Genomic DNA, 19,326 nt, shown 5'->3' with positions numbered 1-19,326 from the left:
ATCCTCCCATCCGGAACGACACCGTATTCTGCCGCCATGCCCCGCCCGGAGTCGCCCCGCATGTCCCCGAAGGCGGCCTTCCCGGCGGTATGGGCACTCGTCCTGACGATCGCGGTGCTCGGCCCGTTCCTCGTCTCCCCCGGCTATCTGCTCTTCCGCGATGCCGTGAGCACTCCCCGGTCGTACCCCACCGATTCTGCCCTCGGCTTGTCCGACGCCGCTGCCCGCGCCGTTCCACAGGACGCCCTGCTCGCCTGGGTGAGCACCTCGATCGACGGGGGTGTCGCGGTCACGGCGCTGCTTGTCGCGTCGTTGTGGGCAGCGGGTTGGGGTGCGGCACGGATGGTCGCGGTGACACTGCCGGGCAGTGGCACGGGCGCGCGGCTCGTCGCGGTGACGGTGGCGATCTGGAACCCCTATGTGGCCGAGCGGCTCCTGCAGGGTCATTGGAGCCTGCTCGCCGGATATGCCGCCCTGCCGTGGGCGGTCTGCGCAGCCGTTGCAGTGCGGCGCCGACAGCGCGGCGGGTGGCCGTCACTGGTGGTCTGCCTGGCCGCCGCCGGCCTGACCCCGACCGGTGCCCTGCTGGCGGTCGTGACCGCCTGTGCCGTCCTCGCGGTGCCCGGCGGGCGCACGCGGGTGCTGCCGCGGGTGGTCACCGCGCTCGTGACGGGTGTCGCGGTGTCGCTGCCGTGGCTGGTCGCGACGGCGGTGGCGGGTGGCGGCACCGAGGCGGACCCCGCCGGAGTGCGCGCGTTCGCTGCCAGGGCCGAACCGCTGCTCGGCACGATCGGTTCCGTAGCCGGACTGGGCGGGATCTGGAACGCCGAAGCCGTCCCCGCCTCGCGGACCACGGGGTGGGCGCTGGCCGGCACCCTGTTGTTGCTCACGGTGGTGGCGTGCGGTGTGCCGGCACTGTGGCGCCGCCGGAGGAATCCCGTCGTCGTCGCATTGGTGATTCCTGCCGTCCTCGCGGTGGTCGCAATCGCCGCGGCCGCGACCGGTCCGGGACTCGTCGTGGGCGAATGGGCGATGGTGCATGTTCCCGGTGCGGGCCTGCTGCGCGACACGCAGAAGTGGGTCGCGTGGGCGATGCCTGCCTACGCGCTGGCCGCGGCGGCGGGCACCGGAGCCCTTGCTCGGCGCTTCGCGGCGCCCGAGCCTGTGTGGGCGGTAGCTGCCGTCATCACCGTGCTCGTCGCGCTCCCCGACCTGGTGTGGGGCGTCGGGGGGCAACTGCAACCCGTGCGGTATCCGGCGGGATGGCAACGAGTGACGCAGACCGTGCCGGCCGGCCAGGGCGACGTGGCGGTACTACCGGCAGGCATGTTCCGGGTCTTCGAATTCTCCGGCCCCGTGCCGGTGCTCGACCCCGCCCCGCGCATGCTGCGAGCCGATGTCCTGCAGACCGGCACGCTCGTCGTTGCGGACGACGACGTCGCCGGGGAGGGTCGCCGCGCGGAGGACGTCGAAGCGCTGCTGCTGTCCGGAGCCGATCCGGACGACCTCGCCGCGCAGGGTGTGGGCTGGGTACTCGTCGAACACGGCACGCCCGGCGACCTCGGGGACGCACAACGGACCCTAGATGCCCTCCGCCTCGCCTATCAGGACGGCGATCTGAGCCTGTATCGGGTCGACGGGGTCACTTCGAGCCCGTCACCCCACCGGCAGGTCGCGGTAGGGGCACACGTGGTGTGGCTACTGGTACTGGCCGGCGGCGCTGGGTGTGCGGTCGCCCGGCGTGCCGGCGAAAGGCGACGCCTCGTCGGCACGCGGGAACAGTCCTGAGACGGTGTGCCCGAAGGTCGTGACGGACAGGACCTCGTGGACGCCTTCCCCCGTCGCCTCCCACGAGAACTCACCGGCGCGGATGCGGGCCTTGCTGCCGAGCTGACGGCGGCGGTCGGCGTCGGCGAGCAGCTCGGCGACGGCGGCAGTGAGCTGGGCAGGCGAATCCACGAGCACACCGGTCACGCCGTCGATGATCGAATCGGTCAGCCCCTTGGAACTGCGGTAGCCGATGGTGGGCACGCCGTGCTGGGCGGCCTCGACGACCGCCAGACCCCAGCCTTCCTTACGCGACGGCATCAGGTGCACCCATGCCCGAGAGAGCAACTCGTGTTTGCGCTGCTCGTCGACATGGCCGTGGAAGGTGACTGCGTCGCCGATCCCGAGTTCGGCGGCCGCATCACGGAGGTTCTGTTCCCACCAGCCGCCACCGATGACATCCAGATGCAGCCCCGGGACCGTGCCGCGCAGCGCCGCCACTGCCGCGAGGGCGTCCTCGATCTGCTTGTGCGGCACCAACCGGGAGAGCACGCACACACTCGGGTGAACCGTCCGGGTGTCGTCCCCACCCGCCGGGACGCCCGCAGGAACGGCGTCGACGCCGTTGCGGACCACGGCGATCCGCTCCCGGTCGACACCGAGAGCACGTAGCTCCTCGGCGGACGGAAGCGAGACCGTGAGGTACTGGTTGCGGCGATGGACCCGCGGCGACAGCGACGACTCGATCCACCAACCGAGTTTGGCCATCACCCGCCCCGCGACCGGCCACTGCTCGCGGTGGCAGTGGTGCACGAGCACCGTGACGGGTGCACCGGCAACCAGCCTGGCGAAGAAGGGAATCCCGTTCTGGGTGTCGATGACGGCGTCGGGACGGATGCCGGCGAGCGGACCGACACCCAACCTGCCCCCGAGGATCGCGGCGAGCGCTCGCGGATAGACGGTGAGCCGTCCACCACCTCGGCTGACGGTGATGCCGTCGATGAATTCGCGCTTCGGAGCCCCGGGATATGCCGCCGTCCGCAGGACGACCCGGACACCACGCGCCGCGAGCTGCGCCCCGACCTGCTCGAGATACCGCTCGCTGCCGCCACCCTGAGGATGACCGGTGTCGCGCCAGCAGAGCAGCAGAACCTCCCGCACGCGGCGACCCCCTGTATTGACTCGATCACCCGGCAGGGCAGATCCGACTCGAACGGTGACAGAGACACAGTAGCGGGTGCTGTCGGCGACGGGTGAGGGAAGATCTCAACCTCCGCACTATTGTGATTCCACGTGCCTTCCACGACCGTATCCCGCACCGACGTGACCCGGCTGTTCGCCCGCCGCGCGACATTGCGACGTTCCGTGGGCCTGCTCGGCAGCTTCCGGTTCGAGCAGACGGCACCGGAAAAGTTCTACAACGGTCTCGCGCACGACACCGTCGATCTCATCGGAGATCTGTACGCCGGGCTCACCGGCACCGACCTGACGGGCACCACCGTTGTCGACGTCGGCGGAGGTCCCGGCTATTTCGCCGACGCATTCACCGAGGCCGGTTCCCGGTATGTGCCGATAGAGCCCGACCCGTCGGAGATGCACGCGGCGGGCTTGCAGGTGGGCGGCGCGGTGCGCGGATCCGGTCTGGCGCTGCCACTGCGCACCGGATCGGTCGACGTGTGCTTCTCCTCGAATGTCGCCGAGCATGTCGCGGCCCCCTGGGTCATGGCCGACGAGATGCTGCGGGTCACGCGTCCCGGCGGCCTGATGGTGTTGTCGTACACGCTGTGGTGGGGTCCGTTCGGGGGCCACGAGACCGGTCCGTGGCACGCCTTCGGTGGCGAGTACGCGGCCAGACGCTACGCCCGCAAGCACGGCCGGGAACCGAAGAACCGGTACGGGGTGTCGTTGTTCGATGTCGGCGCGAGCGACGGCCTGCGCTGGGCGCAGTCGACCCCGCACGGCGAGTTGCTCGCCGCCTTCCCTCGCTATCACCCGCGGTGGGCGTGGTGGCTCGTGCACGTCCCCGGTGTTCGGGAGTTCCTGGTGAGCAATCTGGTGCTGGTCCTGCGCCGGCACTGACGGTCTGCAACAGCGCTGGCGGGTGCGGTCGCTTACTGTCGTCGTCATGACCGTATTGGCCCTGGATGTCGGGGGTACGAAGCTCGCTGCGGCCATCGTTGCCGACGACGGCACTCCACTCGAAGCCCGGTCCGTGCCCGTCCCCCGACAAGATGTGTGGGGCGCGTGCGCCGGGCTGCTACGGCAGGTCGCCGGGATGGGCGCCGGACCGGTGACCGCCGTGGGTATCGCCGCGGCCGGACCGGTGGACACGATCACCGGCACCATCTGCCCTATCAACATTCCCGAATGGAGTGCCGGCTTCGCGCTGGTCGAGGCGGTGCGCGGTCTCTTTCCCGGTGCCCGGACAGAGCTCGTGAGCGATGGCGCGGCAGCGACCCTGGCCGAACAACGCTTCGGGGCGGGACGCGATGTCACCGACCTGATCGGTGTCGTCGTCGGAACCGGCATCGGTGGTGGTCTCGTGCTCGGTGGCCGGATCGTGAGCGGCCGCACCGGAAACGCCGGCCATATCGGGCACATCGTCTCGCCCTACGGCACCACGGTGTGCGCGTGCGGAGGCGTCGGCTGTGTCGAGACGGTATCCAGTGGCCCGTCGTCGGTGCGCTGGGCGCGTGCCCACGGGTGGGAAGGACGCGACGGCGTCGCGCTCGCGGCGGACGCCGAGGCCGGGATCGGCATCGCCGCAGCGGCGCTCGAGCGCGCCGGGACGGCACTGGGCCAGGCGATCGCATCCGCAGCGGCACTCGCGGATGTGGAGCGGGTGGTCGTCGGTGGGGGCTTCGCACGATCCGGTGGCCATCTGTGGCGGCCGATGCTCGCGTCGGCGGCGCGCCATGCCCGCCTACGCTTCATACAGCGCCTGCGGATCGTTCCCGCCGAACTCGGCGCTCTCGGCAGCCTCACCGGTGCTTCGATCGTCGCCGCAGGTCACGACTGGATAACCTGACCGGGCAAGACGGAGATTCCGGCCTACCCTGAGGACCATTGGAGTCCCGGCGGAAACCGGCGGCGGTCCGCGGGGATGCCCTGCGAGCGGATCGGCGGTACCGAATGCGGATTGCTGACATTTTGCGGAACAAGGGCTCGGCGGTCCACACGGTCCGAACCGACACCAGGGTGTGCGAGCTCATCGGCGACTTCGCACGTTTCAACATCGGGGCGGTGGTGGTCTTCGAGAACGAGACCGTCGTGGGAATCGTCACCGAACGCGATGTCGTACGCGCCCTGCACGAGAGCGGCCCGTCCATCCTCGCCGCCTCGGCACGCGACCTGATGTCCCCGTCGGTGACGACCTGTCTGCCCACCGACTCGGTCGACAGTCTCGCCGAGACCATGACCGAGCAGCGGATCCGGCATCTGCCGGTCGTGGTCGACGCGGACCTCGTCGGAATCGTCAGTATCGGCGACGTGGTCAAGAGCCGCATCGACGAACTGCAGACCGAACGGGACCAGCTCGCCTCCTACATCCACGGCGGCGGCTGATTCGTCGTCCTCGAACTGCCGATCAGTCCTCGGCGGTCGCGTCGGGATCGGACGCCGTGTCCTCGTCGGCACTCGGGCGGTCGAGGATGCTCACGCTCATGCCGTAAGGCAGGAAGCGCACCGAGCGGCGCGGGTCGGTGTTGCCCTTGAGCGTGCGCAGTGCATCGAGCTCCGTGCGGTGCACCTGGTCGATGTGAGCGACACCGTCGTCGTCGGAGGTGTAGACGACCCAGACCCCGTCGCCTTTCTCCCCGGTCGTCTCGGGTCGCGGTTGCGTCCGCGGCTGCGCCGCCGGCGGCTCGAGGAACGAGAAGATGCGGTCCTTCAGCTCACGCAGTTCCTCGCCGGCTTCTCTCACCACGCGGTCGAGATCTTCGGGGTCGAAACCGAACGGGTTGTTCTCCGCCATGTCGTGTCTCCTGACCGTTGGGCACTTCCCAGTGTGGTTACGGTGCACGATTCGCGCCACCCGAGTTCACGAACGTCTACTGCCCGACCGAACGAGTCGTCCCCTGCCACCCGCTGTCACCTCGGTGAATGAGACTTTTCGGAATCCCGGGCCGTAGGCGGAGGAAGCGGCCGATCCCGCTGGATCCGGTCGTCCCTCTGGCCGAAGGCTGTAACGTGTTCTAGTGTTCGGGGTCACAGCGCAGCGGCATGCTCGACGGCCGCGCGAGCGGACACGAGTACAGCCCGATACACGAGTACAGCCAGGTGAGGAAGCGACATGACCGACTACGACAAGTTGTTCATCGGCGGCCGATGGGTGGCACCGTCGACCGACGAAAGACTCGAGGTGTTCTCCCCCGCCACGGAGGAACGCGTCGGCTCCGTCCCCGTCGCGGGACCGCAGGACATCGACGCCGCGGTCGCCGCCGCACGCCACGCCTTCGACGAGGGACCGTGGTCTCGCACAACGCCGAACGAGCGGGCGCAGATTCTCGCCAAGGCGGCCAAGCTCATCGACGAGCGCCGCGCGGAGATCGGCGCCTCGCTCACAGCCGAGATGGGCCAGCCGCCGGCGTCGGTGGAGATGATGCAGCTCACGTCAGGTCTGGCCACCATCAATTACTATGCCGGGCTTGCCGATTCCTTCCCCTGGGTCGAGGAGCGCACCGGCCTGTTCGGCCGCAGCCGCGTCAGCCGCGAGCCGGTCGGTGTCGTTGCCGCTGTCATCGCCTGGAACGTGCCGCTGTTCCTGATGATCAACAAGCTCGGCCCCGCCCTGCTCGCCGGGTGCACCGTAGTCCTCAAGCCGGCTCCCGAATCGCCGCTGACGACCAACGTGCTGGCCGAGATCTTCACGGAGGCAGGACTCCCCGAGGGTGTCCTCTCCCTCGTTCCCGGTGGAGCCGAGACCGGCGAGTATCTGGTGTCGCATCCCGACGTCGACAAGATCACCTTCACCGGTTCGACGGCTGTCGGCCGTCACATCGGCGAGATCGCTGCCCGCGGCCTCAAGCGGTGCTCACTCGAGCTCGGCGGCAAGTCGGCTGCGATCATCCTCGAGGACGCCGACCTCGACTCCACCATGCCGATGCTGGTGATGTCCGGCCTGATGAACACCGGCCAGGCCTGCGTCGGTCAGACCCGGGTCCTCGCTCCGCGGTCACGCTACGACGAGGTGATCGAGAAGATGACCGCGACTGCAGCGTTCTTCCCGGTGGGGCTTCCCGATACCGAAGGGGCCCAATTGGGTCCGCTGATCTCCGCGAAGCAGCGCGAGCGCGTGGAATCCTATATCGCCAAGGGCCGGGAAGAAGGCGCGCGTCTCGTACTCGGCGGTGGCCGCCCGGAGGGTATCGAGACCGGCTATTTCGTCGAGCCGACGATCTTCGCGGATGTCGACAACTCCATGACGATCGCCCGTGAGGAGATCTTCGGGCCCGTCATCTGCGTGATCCCCTACGACAGCGTCGACGAAGCGGTGAAGATCGCCAACGATTCCGATTACGGACTCGCAGGCTCGGTCTACACCACCGATATCGAGAAGGGTCTCGAGGTCGCCTCGCGCGTGCGCACCGGGACCTACGGAATCAATTGGTACGCCTTCGATCCCGGATCACCGTTCGGAGGTTACAAGAACTCCGGCATCGGTCGCGAGAACGGCCCCGAGGGAGTCGAGGCGTACTGCGAGACCAAATCGGTGCTCTACCCGCTGGGTTACGAGGGCTGAGTCCGGACCACCGGCCCCCGGACATGGATCGAGGGGGAGGAAATGCGGGTTCTCGTCGAAGAACTCGCACATTCCTCCCCCTCGATCGCGTCGTGCGACAGAAGCGATCTCAGATGTACATCGCGGGATCGATGTAGCTCGTCGGATCGACGAGCGGCTCGTGCTTCTTGCGGGAACGGACGGTCGCAGGAATACCCGTGGCGATCGAATCCGGCGGCACATCGTGCGTGACCACGGCGTTGGCACCGATCGCGCTGTCGTCCCCGATCACCACCGGACCGAGCACCTTCGCGCCGGCACCGACGGTCACCCGATTGCCGAGGGTGGGATGACGCTTCTCCTTCGCCAGCGACCGGCCGCCGAGGGTCACGCCGTGGTAGAGCATCACGTCGTCGCCGATCTCGGCGGTCTCACCGATGACCACACCCATTCCGTGGTCGATGAAGAAGCGCCGGCCGATGGTCGCGCCGGGATGGATCTCGATGCCGGTGAGGAATCTGGTGAACTGCGCGAGAATCCGCGCAGGGCCCTTCAGTGCGGGCACCTGCCACATCCGGTGCGCGATCCGATGCGACCAGATCGCGTGCAAACCGGAGTAGACGACGGCGTTCTCCGCGTCACTGCGCGCGGCCGGATCGTGGCCGCGCGCAGACTGCAGATCCTCCCGCAGGGTGTGCAGGATACCCACGATCGCGATCAGTCCCGGATGTGTTCGAACAGCGGGGTGGAGATGTACCGCTCGCCGAAGTCGCAGACGACGGCGACGATCAGCTTGCCGGCGTTCTCGGGGCGCTTGGCCAGCTCGAGGGCCGCCCAGACGATCGCACCCGACGAGATGCCGCCGAGGATGCCCTCCTGCGTGCCGAGTTCGCGGGCGACCCGCACCGAATCCTCGAACGACACGTCCACGATCTCGTCGTAGATCTCGCGGTCGAGCACGTCGGGCACGAAGTTCGCGCCGATGCCCTGGATCTTGTGCGGACCGGGCTCACCACCGTTGAGGATCGGCGAGTCGATCGGCTCTACACCGACGACCTTCAGCTCCGGCTTGTGTTCCTTGAGCTTGCGACCCGCACCGGTGATCGTGCCACCCGTACCGATGCCGGCCACGAAGATGTCGACCTCGCCGGCGGTGTCCTTCCAGATCTCCTCACCGGTGGTGTTGTAGTGCATCTCCGGGTTCGCCGGGTTGGCAAACTGGCGGGCGAGGATGGCGTTCTCGGTGTTCGCGACGATCTCCTCGGCCTTCGCGACAGCGCCCTTCATCCCTTCGGAACCGGGGGTGAGCACGATCTCGGCGCCGTAGGCGCGCAGCATGACGCGACGCTCGATGGACATCGTCTCGGGCATCGTGAGGATGACCTTGTAGCCGCGTGCGGCACCGACCATGGCGAGCGCGATGCCGGTGTTGCCGGAGGTGCCTTCGACGATCGTGCCGCCGGGCTTCAGCTCACCGGACTTCTCGGCGGCGTCGATGATGGCCACACCGATGCGATCCTTGACGCTGTTCGCCGGGTTGTAGAACTCGAGCTTCACGGCGACCGTGGCGTCGGACCCCTCGGCCAGACGGTTCAGCTTGACGATCGGGGTACCCCCGACCAGTTCGGTCACGTTGTCGTAGATCCTGCTCATGCTTGATCCTCCCTCATGGCCACACACGGCGGCTCAGGTCGCGGTCTCGATCGCTCTATTGCACCATTTTGTTGCCATCCGGCGACGCAGTGGGGCATCGCTGTACGAACGTATCCGCCCGTCGTCGTTATTCCCGGTCGTGTCGCCCGGTTCGGGTTTGCCCGGTCACCGGGCACGGGTAGCCGACGATATGACCCGCCATGTGCCGTCGGCCGCACCGACCGCGGGCGGCTCGTGGGTGGCTCCGTCCCACTCCCCCACGACCACTACCCCTGCGGCACGGGGACGCCCGAACCGGCCCTGAAAGGTGGCAAGCCCTGACTCCGGGTCTCCCACACCGACCCGACCATCCGAGCGAGGAGACGACCGTGGTCGATTTCAGCAGAGTCGTGGACAACGCGAGCCGAGTTGTGAACAACGCGGGCAAGGCCGTGAACAATGCCGGCCATTCGGTGGGCGGATTCGTCCGGCGCGTGGTCGACCGTCCACTCGACGCACGAAGACCGCAGACGGTGACCGTGACGGCTCCGCGCGCACAGGTCATGCAGTTCTGGCGGAACCCCGAGAATCTCAGCCGCGTCTTCGGCGACCATGTGCGGGTCGAGACGGCGGAGGCGAACCGTCTTCGCTGGACGTGGAACGCGGCCGGGGGGTCGATGATCTGGGAGACCCGCGTCGATGTCACCGCGGAAGGGCTGGCGTTCGTCGGCGAGGACGACGCGGATACACCGGGGCCACGGGTGGTACTCGCGGTCGCCGACGCCCCCCGGGGTGGCACCGAGATGACTCTGCGCGCCGAGGTTCCCGGCCCCGACCTCGTCACCGGTGCACTGACCTTCACGGCGCTCTATCGTGCGCGGGCCCTCATGCAGACCGGAGAGATACCGACCCTGCAGGGAAGTCCGAGTGCCCGCGAATCGAAAGGAGACCTTTGATGCGAGCTCTGTGCTGGATGGGCGTGAACGAATTGTCGGTCGAAACGGTCGACGACCCCGGCCTGGTCAATCCCCACGACGTGATCGTGCGGGTGCGTCTCACCACGACATGCGGTTCCGACCTGCATTTCCTCGGCGGATACCTGCCGGGCATGCGGGAGGGTGATGTGATCGGCCACGAGTTCATGGGTGAGATCGTGGAGACGGGTCCGGAGGTGACCTCGCTGCGCGTCGGTGACCGTGTCGTGGTGCCGTCGTTCATCGGCTGCGGCAAGTGCCCCTACTGCGAGAACGGGCTGCATGCCGCGTGTGACACCACCAATCCGAACGCCGCGATGCAGCAGCCGTTGCTCGGCTACCCGACCGGGGGCATCTACGGCTACACCCATCCGTTCGGTGGATACCAGGGTTCGCACGCCGAGTACATCCGCGTACCGTTCGGCGACGTCAATTGTTTCCAGGTACCGGACAGTGTCGGCGACGAGCAGGCCCTGTTCCTGTCGGACGCGGTCCCTACGGGATACATGGGTGCCGACTTCTGCGACATCTCACCGGGCGACACCGTGGCGGTGTGGGGTGCGGGCGCTGTCGGTCTCATGGCTGCGGCGAGCGCGAGGATCATGGGCGCCGAACGGGTGATCGTGATCGACCGTTTCCGCGGCCGCCTCGACCGCGCCGAGAAGAAGGTGGCAGCCGAGACGGTGGACTACACCGCAGTCGACAGCGTCTACGAGACGCTTCGTGAGAGCACCGGTGGACGAGGCCCGGACGCGTGCATCGACGCCGTGGGCATGGAAGGCCACGGCACCGGCGTCGTGCAGGCGTACGACAAGGTCAAGCAGGCCCTGCGGATGGAAACCGACCGCGCGACTTCCCTGCGGGAGGCGATCCTGTCGTGCGGCAAGGGCGGGGTGGTGTCGGTCCTCGGCATCTACGGTCTCACCGACAAGTTCCCGATGGCGGCCCTGACGAACAAGAGCCTGACCCTGCGAACGGCTCAGCAGCACGGCCAGCGGTACGTGCCGGCATTGTTCGAGCACGTGCAGGCAGGGAGACTCGATCCGAGTTGGTTGATGTCCCACGAACTTCCGCTCTCCGAATCGGCACGCGGCTACGAGATGTTCAAGAACAAGGAGGACGACTGCCTGCGTGCCGTCTTCCGCCCGTGAGTCGGATTTCTACAATACGATCGCACGGTCGTCGGTCGACACTGCATTCATGACGAATCCGGTGAACCCCATCCCCGAGGGATATACCTCTCTCACTCCGTATCTCGTCGTAGACGGCGGAAGACGGGCGATCGAGTTCTATTGTGAAGCCTTCGGCGCGACCGTCGCCGACCGGATGGACGGCCCCGACGGAACGGTGATGCATGCCGAAATCGACTTCGGCGACGGCCGAATGCAATTGAGCGATCCCCTTCCCGAGATGGGGCTGCATGCTCCCGACGGAACGAATGACGTCGACCATTCGTACGTCTTCTACTGCACCGACGTCGACTCCGTGTTCGCGCGAGCGGTCGCTCTCGGCGCCCGGGTGTTCGAGGAACCGACGACCTTCGTCACGGGTGACCGGTTCGCCTCGATCCTCGATCCGTTCGGTCACCGCTGGGCGGTGATGACGCGCGTCGAGAACGTCTCGGCAGAGGATTCGAAGCGGCGGCTCGACGAGTGGGCAGCGCAGCAGAACGCATGAAAGACCGCAACTCTCGCGTGTAAGTTGCAGGCCCGCTTCACTCCCGCCGCGGCCTACCTGCGGTTGCCTCACTGCTCTGTTCCGCCACGAACTCCTGCCAATGGCGTGCGACGTCCGCAGGCCGCTCCTGATGCACGAACGATCCTGCCTCGTCGACAGTCACGACACGAACATCGGCCAGGCTGTCGCGGGCACGTTCGTCGTAGACGCGATACGGCGCGCAAACACCGTTCACCACCAGGGTCGGCACCCGCACTTCGGAAAGCAGGTGAGCCACGCCTGTCAGGCCCACTCCGCGTTCGGAGGGCCGTACCCACCGGCCCGCTGCCGCGCGTGAGAGATCCTGCTCGGTGAGGATCCGGGGATCGTCCGTGCCCGCGCGCTCCGCGGCGGCGGAACCCAGGGGCAGCGGCTCCCAGCCGGGGCCGAAGAGATGTCGCACCGCGCGGTCGTTGTCGAGGGTGCGTTCGAGACTGTGTCGCTCGGTGAGAGACACACCGACCAGGGCAAGCGTGTCGACCAGCTCCGGCCGCGCGACGGCCAGGTGCACACCCACGATGCCGCCCAGTGAGTTGCCCATGAGGTGGGTTCGCTCGATGCCGAGTGCAGCGAGCAGTTCCGCTATCCGTCTTGCGCTCGTGCTCGGAGGATGCGCCCACGGACTCGATTCGTCCATCGTCGAGCCGCCGTGCCCGGGCAGGTCGACAGCCACGACTCGGTAGTTCGCTGCCAGCAGTTCCGCAACGTGCCGCCAGTCCGCCACCCAGCCGCCGAGCTTGTGCAGCAGCACCACGGTCGCTGTGGGGGTGGCAGGATCACCTCGCTCACCGAGGTCCACGTAGTGCAGCCACCCGTCCTGAACGCGAATCCGTCGCCCGGTGACCTCCTCCCACAACGGGACCATGCAGGTCTCGTCTGCCGTCATCGCCCACCTTCCTGTTCTGTCGGCGACACCGCCGTGCGGCGACGCCATGCTGCGGTCCTGCGACGGAGGTCGTCACGGATGTTGCCCGCGAACAACTCGATGTCGACCCGGTGGAGGTTCCCCTCCGGAAGCACGACGCAGTCGAGCGCCCCGGCGTCGGTGGGCTCCACCTCGAGCACACCACCACGGCTGCGTGCGGCGACCCGCACAGCACGCAGGACGCAGGACGGATCGTCCACCGGTACGTGCGCGCCCGCTTCGGCCTCGGGACGTGTCGTCGTACCGGTGAGCGGGTTGACGCACACGGATATACGGTCGTCCGGCGAAGCTCTCGGATAACCGGGCAGTACGGATCGCCACCCGATCGTCACACCGGCAGCTTGCGGATCGGCCGGCGGCGGGAACATGGACAGGACCAGATTGTCCGCGGGAAGCGGAATCCCGATGGCGTAGACCGCGACCAGCCGCTCGGCGAGTCCCGTCGTGGAGAAGTATTCCTCCACGAGCGACAGGACGTGACGAGCGCCCTGGCTGTGGCCTGCAAGGACGATCGGGCGCACCGGGCCCGGATGTGCCGCGTCGCGTTCGAGGAAGGCCGCGAACGCCGCCGACACGTCGAGATACGCCAGGTCGTAAGCGTCGATGCCCTCGCCACCGCGTTCGTAGAAGGCTCGCGTGGTGGCCTGCCGGTAACGCGGCGCCCACCACCGCCCCGGAAACGCAGCGAGCTGCCGGTCGGAGATCCGAAGTGTCTGCGCGGCAGTGGCGGGGTCCGTGAGGTCGTCGAACCACACCGGTCCCTGCGCCGTCGTCGGATGGACGTAGAAGACCACCGGATCGTCGTAGCTGCCCCGCACCGAATCGTGGTGCAGCCACGAGCCCGGATCCCGGTAATCGAGGGCGAGGTCGGCGGCGAACTCGTCGACGGGCATCACCGGACGGCTCCGCCCGTCCCCTCGGCCGACGTCGCGGAGAGCCGAGCCAGGTAATTTCGAACGTCGTCGAGGGTGCGCACCTCGCCGCACTTGGCGGCAATATCGCGCAGGTTCGACTCGTGCGGGTCCGGGTGGCGATCTCCCACCGCGTCACGAACGACGACAGGCACGAATCCGTGCTGCAGGGCGTCGAGTGCGGTCGCCCGGATGCATCCACTCGTGGAAAGGCCGGCTATGAGCACCGTGTCGATCCGCCGAGCCGTCAGGGACGCCGCCAGCGAGGTGCCGGCGAAGGCACTCGGATAATGCTTCGTGAGAACCGTTTCCCCTGTGCGCGGCTCGAATCCGGGCACGAACTCGGCGAGCGGATTCCCCGCGAGGAAGCATCTCAGTGCCGGAACCTTGCGGAAGAACAGCCCACCGAGCGTCCCCTCGGCATCGTCGTAGAGAACCCGGGTCAGATAGACGGGGATATCCGCGAGCGCGGAGAGCTCACGCAGTTCGAGCATCGCTGCGATCGCGTCCTCCACACCCGCATACAGGGGCGACTCCGGTTCCGTGTAGGCACGAGCGGGGTCGACGAGGACGAGTGCGGGCCGAACTCCCGGTTCGAGTCGGCCCCCGAACCCGGCTCGCTCGTAGTCGTCGGTGAGGTCGCTGTTCACACGGACGCCGATCCGGTCTCGCAGACCTCCGAATCGTCGTACTGCACGAACGATTTCGACTCCAGGATCGGTCCGATGCGTTCGGTGACGACGGCAACGTGCGCGGGATGGGTGCGATAGGCCGCCCAGTCGTCGCGCGAGCCGAATCGCATGTGGAAGCGCAGGGTGGCATTGCCCTCCACCAGCCCGGCATCGCGTACGACCTGCGCCGAGACGAGGCCCTCGATGTGTTCTGGCAGATCGAGCAGCGCGTCGACGATTCCGCCGATATGCGCGGACGTCGCATGGGGGACGAGGGTCAGGTGCCCGACATGGTTGAACATGATTCCTCTTTCGGTCTCGGATCCGTGGGTCAGAAGCGCTCGAGCAGCGATCCGAAACCGGCAATCTTGTCGTCGATTCCATTGGTACGCAGCGCATGCCAGATCGTTGCGGCGTTGATCGCAATGACCGGTTTACCGAGTTCGCCTTCGAGTTCCGCCGCGACGGCGATCGCCTCGAGATTCGTCCCGGCCTGGATCAGTGCATCGACGTCGGGCCCGTCCACGGCGAGGAACGCCGCGCGCAGGGTCTCGGGTGTCTCGTCGGCGATCGAGGTCGCCGATGCCGAACACAGGCCGTGAATCGCGTGCACCTCGAACCCGAGTTCGGTGAAGTAGGCCACGACCTGCTCGTCGCCCACCGGCTGATACGGGGTGACGATGCCGATCTTCTTCGCCCCGAACGCCTTCAATGCTTCGGCCGCGGCCGTGGCACCCGTGGTGACCCCGAGCCCGGTGAGAGACCGGACGTTCTCCTCGAAGGCGGCATTGCCTGCGACTCCACCCCAGAAGGTTTCGGCGGACATGCCCATCACGATGTACTCGGGATCGCAGGTCATGACGATCTCGAGTGCGGACGGCAGAGCCGCGTTGAGACCTTCCCGGAAGAGCCCGAACGCCTCCGCCGAATCCAGAGCGGGAGCGTCGATCATGATGCGTCCGGTGTGCCACGAGCAGTCCTGCGGACGGACCCGATGGAATTCCCGCTCGACGGAGGTGTTCGTGGACGGGACGACGAGCGCGAACCGGCGCCCTTTCGACAGGATGGTCATGCGTTGCTCCTTGCTCGGGTCGGGGCGGCGAGCAGTGCCGCGCGGGAGAGTTGTTCGGTCTGGCCCATCAGTTCGGTGAAGTCCTGCCACTCCCGGCCGGTCCGGCCCGAATCACCGGTGGCCCGGATCGAGTCGTAGACCTGCGTGACTGCATCTGCGGCAGCAAGGACCGGAGCGACCGGATGGATGACGAGTGCGACGCCGCATTCGAACAGAATGCGCTCGGGCGGCAGGTCGGATGGATCGCCGGCCTCCGACATACTCACGACCAGAGGGGTTCTGCCGGTGGCCTCACGTAGCGCACGCAGATCCGACTCGGCCGTCACGCCTTCGGCGAAGATCAGGTCGGCGCCGGCCTCGGCGTAGGCCCGGGCGCGGTCGAGGACGGCGTCCGATCCGGCCACGGACAGCGCATCGGTGCGGGCGATGACGAGCATGGAGGTTCTACGAGAACAAGCCATGACGATCTTGGCGACCATCTCCTCCACCGGGACGAGTTCCTTCCCGCCGAGGTGGCCGCAGCGCTTCGGCGCGACCTGATCCTCGAGTTGGACCGCGGCCGCGCCGGCCGCCTCGAATCGGGCGATCGCATCTCCTACCTGGAGAACGCCGCCGTAGCCGGTGTCCCCGTCGACGATGAGGGGGACATCGCTCACCGCGGCGAGGCGACGGACGTGCTCGGCCATATCGGCCAGACCGAGATAGCCGAGGTCGGGCCGGCCGAGCGCGACCGCGGATACCGCGGCACCCGATACGTAGCCGGCACCGAAGCCGGCCTTCTCGAGCGCGGCCAGCGACACCCCGTCGTACACGCCGGGGGCGAGAATCGGCCCGTAGCAGAGCTTCTCGGACAGGACGCGACCGGCCGGCCGGACCGAATCCGGCACCGAACGCAGCTCCCGGGCGAGCCTGCCCAGCGTGATCCGCAGGGAGGTGAACATCGCTGCGGTGCGCTGATGTTCGCGTTTGTCGAACAGATCCCGGTCGAGGGCGGACAGCGTGTCGGCGCGGGACGCCCGCGCTGCCGCATCGTCCTGGCGCATCGAGTCGTAGTTGTTCTGTGCGCGTGCCTGCACGTGGTTGAGTGCGGCGTCGCGGCGCAGTTCGCTGTAGAGGGACGCCGCATGCCCGGGATCGGTTCCGGTGAGGGCCGCGTCGATGCACTCCACGGCGGCCCACGCGTCATGGATGCCACTGTTCATGCCCATGCCGCCGAGCGGATTGTTCACATGCGCCGAATCGCCCGCCAGCAGGATCTGCCCGACCGCGAAGGTCGCGGCGGCACGCATGTTCACAGCGTAGATCGACGCGTGCGCGACGTCGTAAGGCGTCGGTTGCGGGGCGATGCGCTGCAGTCTCGCTTCGATCGCCTCGGCACCGAGCGCGTGTTCGTCGGTTTCGCCGTCGCGAATGGGGAACAACACCCGCCAGTGGTTGGGGGTTCGCAGCAGCACGCCCCATTCGTCGGGGTCGGAAATATACGACACGTATGCGAGATCCGGGAAATCGTCGCGGAATTCGTGCGTAGTGGAGACCACGAGGAATCGTTCGTCGTAGGTGCGCCCTTCGAACGACACACCGAGCGACTTGCGAATCGCCGACTGTGCACCGTCGGCAGCGATCAACCAGCGTGCGCGGATGGGTCGGTCGCGGTGTCCGCCTTCGAGATGGATACGGACGTGCCGGTCGGCCTGCTCCACGCGGACGACGGGGCTCGAGAACCGCAACGTGACGTTGGGCATCGTCACGAGCACGTCGTGGATGATGCGGGTGAGGTTGTTCTGCTCACTCTGCAAGCGATAGGGGTACGCGGTCTCCCCCGCGAGCATCGTCATGTCCATCTCGCTGAGCACAGCGCCGCTGCGTTCGCGGTATTGGTAGACGGGTGCCTTCAGGCCGACCTCGTGGAGCGCGTCGGCCACGCCCAGGCGGTCGAGGAGCTCGAGAGTCGACGGGTGGAAGGTCGAGGCACGGGATTCGGAGGACAACTCGTCGCCTGCTTCGAAGACGAGGACCTCGTGGCCCATCTGCGCGAGTCGCAGCGCGGCGACCATTCCGACCGGCCCCATGCCGGCCACGGCGACGGTGTGCATGTCGCGGAACGAAGCGTCGGTGGCAGCGTTATCGGACACTTTCGAGAGTCCTTTCGGTGAGCAGCGGACCGTACAGGCCGGGCTGGCGGGAGCCGACCGGATCGAGGTGGTAGCCCATCATCTTGCTGTGGGATTCACGCAGGTCGAGGCTCTGCAGAAGTTGCTCCTCGAAACCGTGCCGGGTCCACTGCGCGGAGGGATAGCGCATGAGGGCGATGGGCTGACCGGGCATGAACGCGTCGGCGCGGACGATCTGGCTGCCGATCCGGGCGGGACTGTCGAGCCGGGTGACGGAGACGAGGTGCACGCGATTCTCCTCGGTGCGCTCGGTGGCGGCCATCTCCGCTGCTTCGATCCTGTCCCAGCTGGTGGGGTGGGCGACGAGTTCGGCGCCACGCAGGGTGAGCAGACGCATCACCTCGGGCACCCACACCTCGTTGCCGATCATGAGGCCGATCGCGCCGATCCTCGTGTGCGCCACGGGAATGTCGGCACCGGCCGTCGCCCACGTCGCATCGACCTCGTCGAGGTGGGTCTTGCGATAGCGCAGCGCGATCGTGCCGGTGTCGTCGATCAGATAGGCAGTCGAGTAGTAGAGCGGAGCATCGGCGCTCGGATCCGTCTCGACGAGGTGGGCGACGAGCCAGATTCGGTGCTCGGCCGCCGCGGACTGCAGGCGGGTGAGGACCGTCTCGGAGATGCGGGCAGCCTCCGCGGGGTCGGTGGCCGGTTCGCCGGGCCGGAAGCAGAAGAACTCCGGCAGGACTCCGAGAGTCGCGCCGCGGCGTGCCGCGTACTCGATCTGGGCGAGCGCACGGGTGACGGTCCATTCGCGATTGTGGAACCACGACACCTGCAGAGTTGCGACATCGAGCGGTTTCGGTGCCATGTCGGGGTCGACCGGGCCGAGCATCGCGGCGACCGGGAGATCTCCGTGGTCGACCATCAGGTCCCCGTAGAGATCGGGCCGCCGCAGTTCGAAGATGTCGCCGAGTCCCTCGACGTGCTTGTCGTCCGATACGGTGATGTCGATGTCGGCCCACACCAGTCCTTCTCGCTCCTCACCGGCGCACACCAGCGATTCGCCGGTGGGCGTGACGATCTGCGAGCCACCCATCCACGGCCATCCGTCGGCCGGGCCGCCGACGGTGTTCGCCGCGACGTGCCAGACGTGCGATTCGATCGCACGGAGCGGGACGTGAACCCGGAGTTCGTCGGGTCCACGCGAGTTGAGGGAGTTGCAGAACAACTGGGCGCCGAGTTGGCCGAGAACACGCGGAACGTCGGGGACGATCCCGTCGGCGCACATGAGCAGGCCGATGCGCCCGAGGGGAGTGTCGACGACCTCGAGCGGCTTGGTTCCCGGGACGAACAGTGTGTATTCGTAGTCCCAGAAGACGGTCTTGTGGTGAACGTGGAGAATCTCCCCGTCCGGACCGATGAGGATGGAGGCGATGTGCACGTCGGGGCTCTGTTCGCCGCGGATATCCACGCCGACGACGGCATACATGCCGAACTCGGCGCATGCTTCACGCAGGGTGCGGACGAAGCTTCCGTCGAGATCTTCGGAGAGCTCCCAGCACTGTTCCCGGTCCCTGTAGTCCCTGAGGCGATTGCTGTTCTCGGGAAAGACGACGAGTCGTACGCCGGCTGCTGCGGCAGTCCGGAGGTATTCGACGCACAGGGCAGCGTTCGCCTCCACGTCGGTACCGGAGAAGAACTGGGCGGCACCGACACGCACCGTGGCCTCTGCGGCGTCCGGCCTCGGGAACGTGTCCAGCATCGTGACTGTTTCCATAATATGCGACTCCATCATGCAGACTGTGGAATTCGACTATGCGCGCCT

Annotated in this window: 19 protein-coding genes; 8 read left to right on the top strand and 11 right to left on the bottom strand. The window is 67.5% G+C overall.

Annotation, left to right across the window (positions count from 1 at the left end):
* Nucleotides 1-36: 36 nt before the first annotated feature.
* Nucleotides 37-1,788 carry a hypothetical protein gene (locus tag ABZ789_RS10045; RefSeq protein WP_358422710.1) on the top strand — a complete coding sequence of 584 codons (1,752 nt, stop codon included), beginning with the start codon at nt 37-39 and terminating at the stop codon, nt 1,786-1,788.
* Here ABZ789_RS10045 and ABZ789_RS10040 read toward each other — a convergent pair.
* The gene (locus tag ABZ789_RS10040) at nt 1,699-2,928 is read right to left on the bottom strand and encodes a glycosyltransferase family 4 protein (protein WP_358422707.1); all 1,230 of its coding nucleotides are present in this window, start codon (nt 2,926-2,928) and stop codon (nt 1,699-1,701) included. The two genes, ABZ789_RS10045 and ABZ789_RS10040, sit on opposite strands and share 90 nt — an antisense overlap.
* A 162-nt stretch (nt 2,929-3,090) precedes the next feature.
* Here ABZ789_RS10040 and ABZ789_RS10035 point away from each other — a divergent pair, with 162 nt between their 5' ends.
* The 3 genes from ABZ789_RS10035 to ABZ789_RS10025 all read left to right on the top strand — a co-directional run bounded on the left by ABZ789_RS10035 (nt 3,091) and on the right by ABZ789_RS10025 (nt 5,331).
* On the top strand, nt 3,091-3,846 hold the full coding sequence (locus tag ABZ789_RS10035; RefSeq protein WP_358423142.1) for a class I SAM-dependent methyltransferase: 756 nt from the start codon (nt 3,091-3,093) through the stop codon (nt 3,844-3,846).
* 46 nt (nt 3,847-3,892) lie between these two features.
* Nucleotides 3,893-4,795: an ROK family protein gene (locus ABZ789_RS10030; RefSeq protein WP_358422705.1), complete on the top strand. Its 903-nt coding sequence runs from the start codon at nt 3,893-3,895 to the stop codon at nt 4,793-4,795.
* A 104-nt stretch (nt 4,796-4,899) separates the two neighbouring features.
* Nucleotides 4,900-5,331: a CBS domain-containing protein gene (locus ABZ789_RS10025; RefSeq protein WP_358422702.1), complete on the top strand. Its 432-nt coding sequence runs from the start codon at nt 4,900-4,902 to the stop codon at nt 5,329-5,331.
* Between the two features lie 22 nt (nt 5,332-5,353).
* Here ABZ789_RS10025 and ABZ789_RS10020 read toward each other — a convergent pair whose 3' ends face one another.
* Nucleotides 5,354-5,740, bottom strand: coding sequence for a hypothetical protein (locus ABZ789_RS10020; RefSeq protein WP_358422699.1), 387 nt, complete (start codon nt 5,738-5,740; stop codon nt 5,354-5,356).
* 318 nt (nt 5,741-6,058) lie between these two features.
* Here ABZ789_RS10020 and ABZ789_RS10015 point away from each other — a divergent pair, with 318 nt between their 5' ends.
* Nucleotides 6,059-7,507: an aldehyde dehydrogenase gene (locus tag ABZ789_RS10015; RefSeq protein WP_358422696.1), complete on the top strand. Its 1,449-nt coding sequence runs from the start codon at nt 6,059-6,061 to the stop codon at nt 7,505-7,507.
* A 109-nt stretch (nt 7,508-7,616) separates the two neighbouring features.
* Here ABZ789_RS10015 and epsC read toward each other — a convergent pair whose 3' ends face one another.
* Both epsC and cysK read right to left on the bottom strand, forming a co-directional pair.
* The gene (gene epsC / locus ABZ789_RS10010) at nt 7,617-8,195 is read right to left on the bottom strand and encodes a serine O-acetyltransferase EpsC (RefSeq protein WP_358422693.1); all 579 of its coding nucleotides are present in this window, start codon (nt 8,193-8,195) and stop codon (nt 7,617-7,619) included.
* Between the two features lie 8 nt (nt 8,196-8,203).
* Entirely contained in the window at nt 8,204-9,139 is a 936-nt protein-coding gene (gene cysK / locus ABZ789_RS10005; RefSeq protein ID WP_358422690.1) for a cysteine synthase A, read from the bottom strand.
* Between the two features lie 368 nt (nt 9,140-9,507).
* On the opposite strand from cysK, the gene ABZ789_RS10000 reads away from it, so the two are divergent.
* From ABZ789_RS10000 to ABZ789_RS09990, 3 genes are read left to right on the top strand one after another with little or no spacing between them, the layout of a single operon-like run.
* Nucleotides 9,508-10,074, top strand: a complete 567-nt coding sequence (locus ABZ789_RS10000; RefSeq protein ID WP_358422687.1) for a hypothetical protein — start codon at nt 9,508-9,510, stop codon at nt 10,072-10,074.
* On the top strand, nt 10,074-11,243 hold the full coding sequence (locus ABZ789_RS09995) for a zinc-dependent alcohol dehydrogenase (RefSeq protein ID WP_358422684.1): 1,170 nt from the start codon (nt 10,074-10,076) through the stop codon (nt 11,241-11,243). Before ABZ789_RS10000 ends, ABZ789_RS09995 begins: the two co-directional genes overlap by 1 nt.
* 49 nt (nt 11,244-11,292) lie before the next feature.
* On the top strand, nt 11,293-11,769 hold the full coding sequence (locus ABZ789_RS09990) for a VOC family protein (RefSeq protein WP_358422681.1): 477 nt from the start codon (nt 11,293-11,295) through the stop codon (nt 11,767-11,769).
* Between the two features lie 37 nt (nt 11,770-11,806).
* Here ABZ789_RS09990 and ABZ789_RS09985 read toward each other — a convergent pair whose 3' ends face one another.
* The 7 genes from ABZ789_RS09985 to ABZ789_RS09955 are packed head-to-tail and all read right to left on the bottom strand — an operon-like array spanning nt 11,807 to nt 19,263.
* Nucleotides 11,807-12,694, bottom strand: a complete 888-nt coding sequence (locus ABZ789_RS09985) for an alpha/beta hydrolase (RefSeq protein ID WP_358422677.1) — start codon at nt 12,692-12,694, stop codon at nt 11,807-11,809.
* Nucleotides 12,691-13,626 (bottom strand): DUF3089 domain-containing protein, encoded by a 936-nt coding sequence (locus ABZ789_RS09980; RefSeq protein ID WP_358422674.1) that lies wholly within the window; start codon nt 13,624-13,626, stop codon nt 12,691-12,693. The genes ABZ789_RS09985 and ABZ789_RS09980 overlap by 4 nt, the downstream gene beginning before the upstream one ends.
* A complete protein-coding gene (locus ABZ789_RS09975) occupies nt 13,626-14,294 on the bottom strand; it encodes an isochorismatase family protein (protein ID WP_358422671.1) in 669 nt (222 codons plus the stop codon). The genes ABZ789_RS09980 and ABZ789_RS09975 overlap by 1 nt, the downstream gene beginning before the upstream one ends.
* Nucleotides 14,291-14,617, bottom strand: coding sequence for a Dabb family protein (locus ABZ789_RS09970; RefSeq protein ID WP_358422668.1), 327 nt, complete (start codon nt 14,615-14,617; stop codon nt 14,291-14,293). The genes ABZ789_RS09975 and ABZ789_RS09970 overlap by 4 nt, the downstream gene beginning before the upstream one ends.
* Before the next feature lie 29 nt (nt 14,618-14,646).
* Entirely contained in the window at nt 14,647-15,387 is a 741-nt protein-coding gene (locus ABZ789_RS09965) for an arylmalonate decarboxylase (protein ID WP_358422665.1), read from the bottom strand.
* Nucleotides 15,384-17,519 (bottom strand): FAD-dependent monooxygenase, encoded by a 2,136-nt coding sequence (locus ABZ789_RS09960; protein ID WP_358422662.1) that lies wholly within the window; start codon nt 17,517-17,519, stop codon nt 15,384-15,386. The genes ABZ789_RS09965 and ABZ789_RS09960 overlap by 4 nt, the downstream gene beginning before the upstream one ends.
* A complete protein-coding gene (locus ABZ789_RS09955) occupies nt 17,509-19,263 on the bottom strand; it encodes a carbon-nitrogen hydrolase family protein (protein WP_358422659.1) in 1,755 nt (584 codons plus the stop codon). Before ABZ789_RS09955 ends, ABZ789_RS09960 begins: the two co-directional genes overlap by 11 nt.
* Nucleotides 19,264-19,326 lie beyond the last annotated feature (63 nt).

Origin of the sequence: Rhodococcus sp. NPDC047139 (assembly GCF_040643435.1) — a bacterium.
Taxonomy (GTDB): domain Bacteria; phylum Actinomycetota; class Actinomycetes; order Mycobacteriales; family Mycobacteriaceae; genus Rhodococcus.
Note: the sequence above shows the minus strand (reverse complement) of the source record. Positions and strands in the feature narration are given on the sequence as shown.

Coding starts and splice junctions, on each gene's coding strand:
- ABZ789_RS10030 (WP_358422705.1), top strand. CDS start 3,893: ATGACCGTATTGGCCCTGGATGTCGGGGGTACGAAGCTCGCTGCGGCC.
- ABZ789_RS09980 (WP_358422674.1), bottom strand. CDS start 13,626: ATGCCCGTCGACGAGTTCGCCGCCGACCTCGCCCTCGATTACCGGGAT.
- ABZ789_RS10025 (WP_358422702.1), top strand. CDS start 4,900: ATGCGGATTGCTGACATTTTGCGGAACAAGGGCTCGGCGGTCCACACG.
- ABZ789_RS10020 (WP_358422699.1), bottom strand. CDS start 5,740: ATGGCGGAGAACAACCCGTTCGGTTTCGACCCCGAAGATCTCGACCGC.
- ABZ789_RS10015 (WP_358422696.1), top strand. CDS start 6,059: ATGACCGACTACGACAAGTTGTTCATCGGCGGCCGATGGGTGGCACCG.
- cysK (WP_358422690.1), bottom strand. CDS start 9,139: ATGAGCAGGATCTACGACAACGTGACCGAACTGGTCGGGGGTACCCCG.
- ABZ789_RS09990 (WP_358422681.1), top strand. CDS start 11,293: ATGACGAATCCGGTGAACCCCATCCCCGAGGGATATACCTCTCTCACT.
- ABZ789_RS10045 (WP_358422710.1), top strand. CDS start 37: ATGCCCCGCCCGGAGTCGCCCCGCATGTCCCCGAAGGCGGCCTTCCCG.
- ABZ789_RS09995 (WP_358422684.1), top strand. CDS start 10,074: ATGCGAGCTCTGTGCTGGATGGGCGTGAACGAATTGTCGGTCGAAACG.
- ABZ789_RS09985 (WP_358422677.1), bottom strand. CDS start 12,694: ATGACGGCAGACGAGACCTGCATGGTCCCGTTGTGGGAGGAGGTCACC.
- ABZ789_RS09965 (WP_358422665.1), bottom strand. CDS start 15,387: ATGACCATCCTGTCGAAAGGGCGCCGGTTCGCGCTCGTCGTCCCGTCC.
- ABZ789_RS09970 (WP_358422668.1), bottom strand. CDS start 14,617: ATGTTCAACCATGTCGGGCACCTGACCCTCGTCCCCCATGCGACGTCC.
- ABZ789_RS09955 (WP_358422659.1), bottom strand. CDS start 19,263: ATGCTGGACACGTTCCCGAGGCCGGACGCCGCAGAGGCCACGGTGCGT.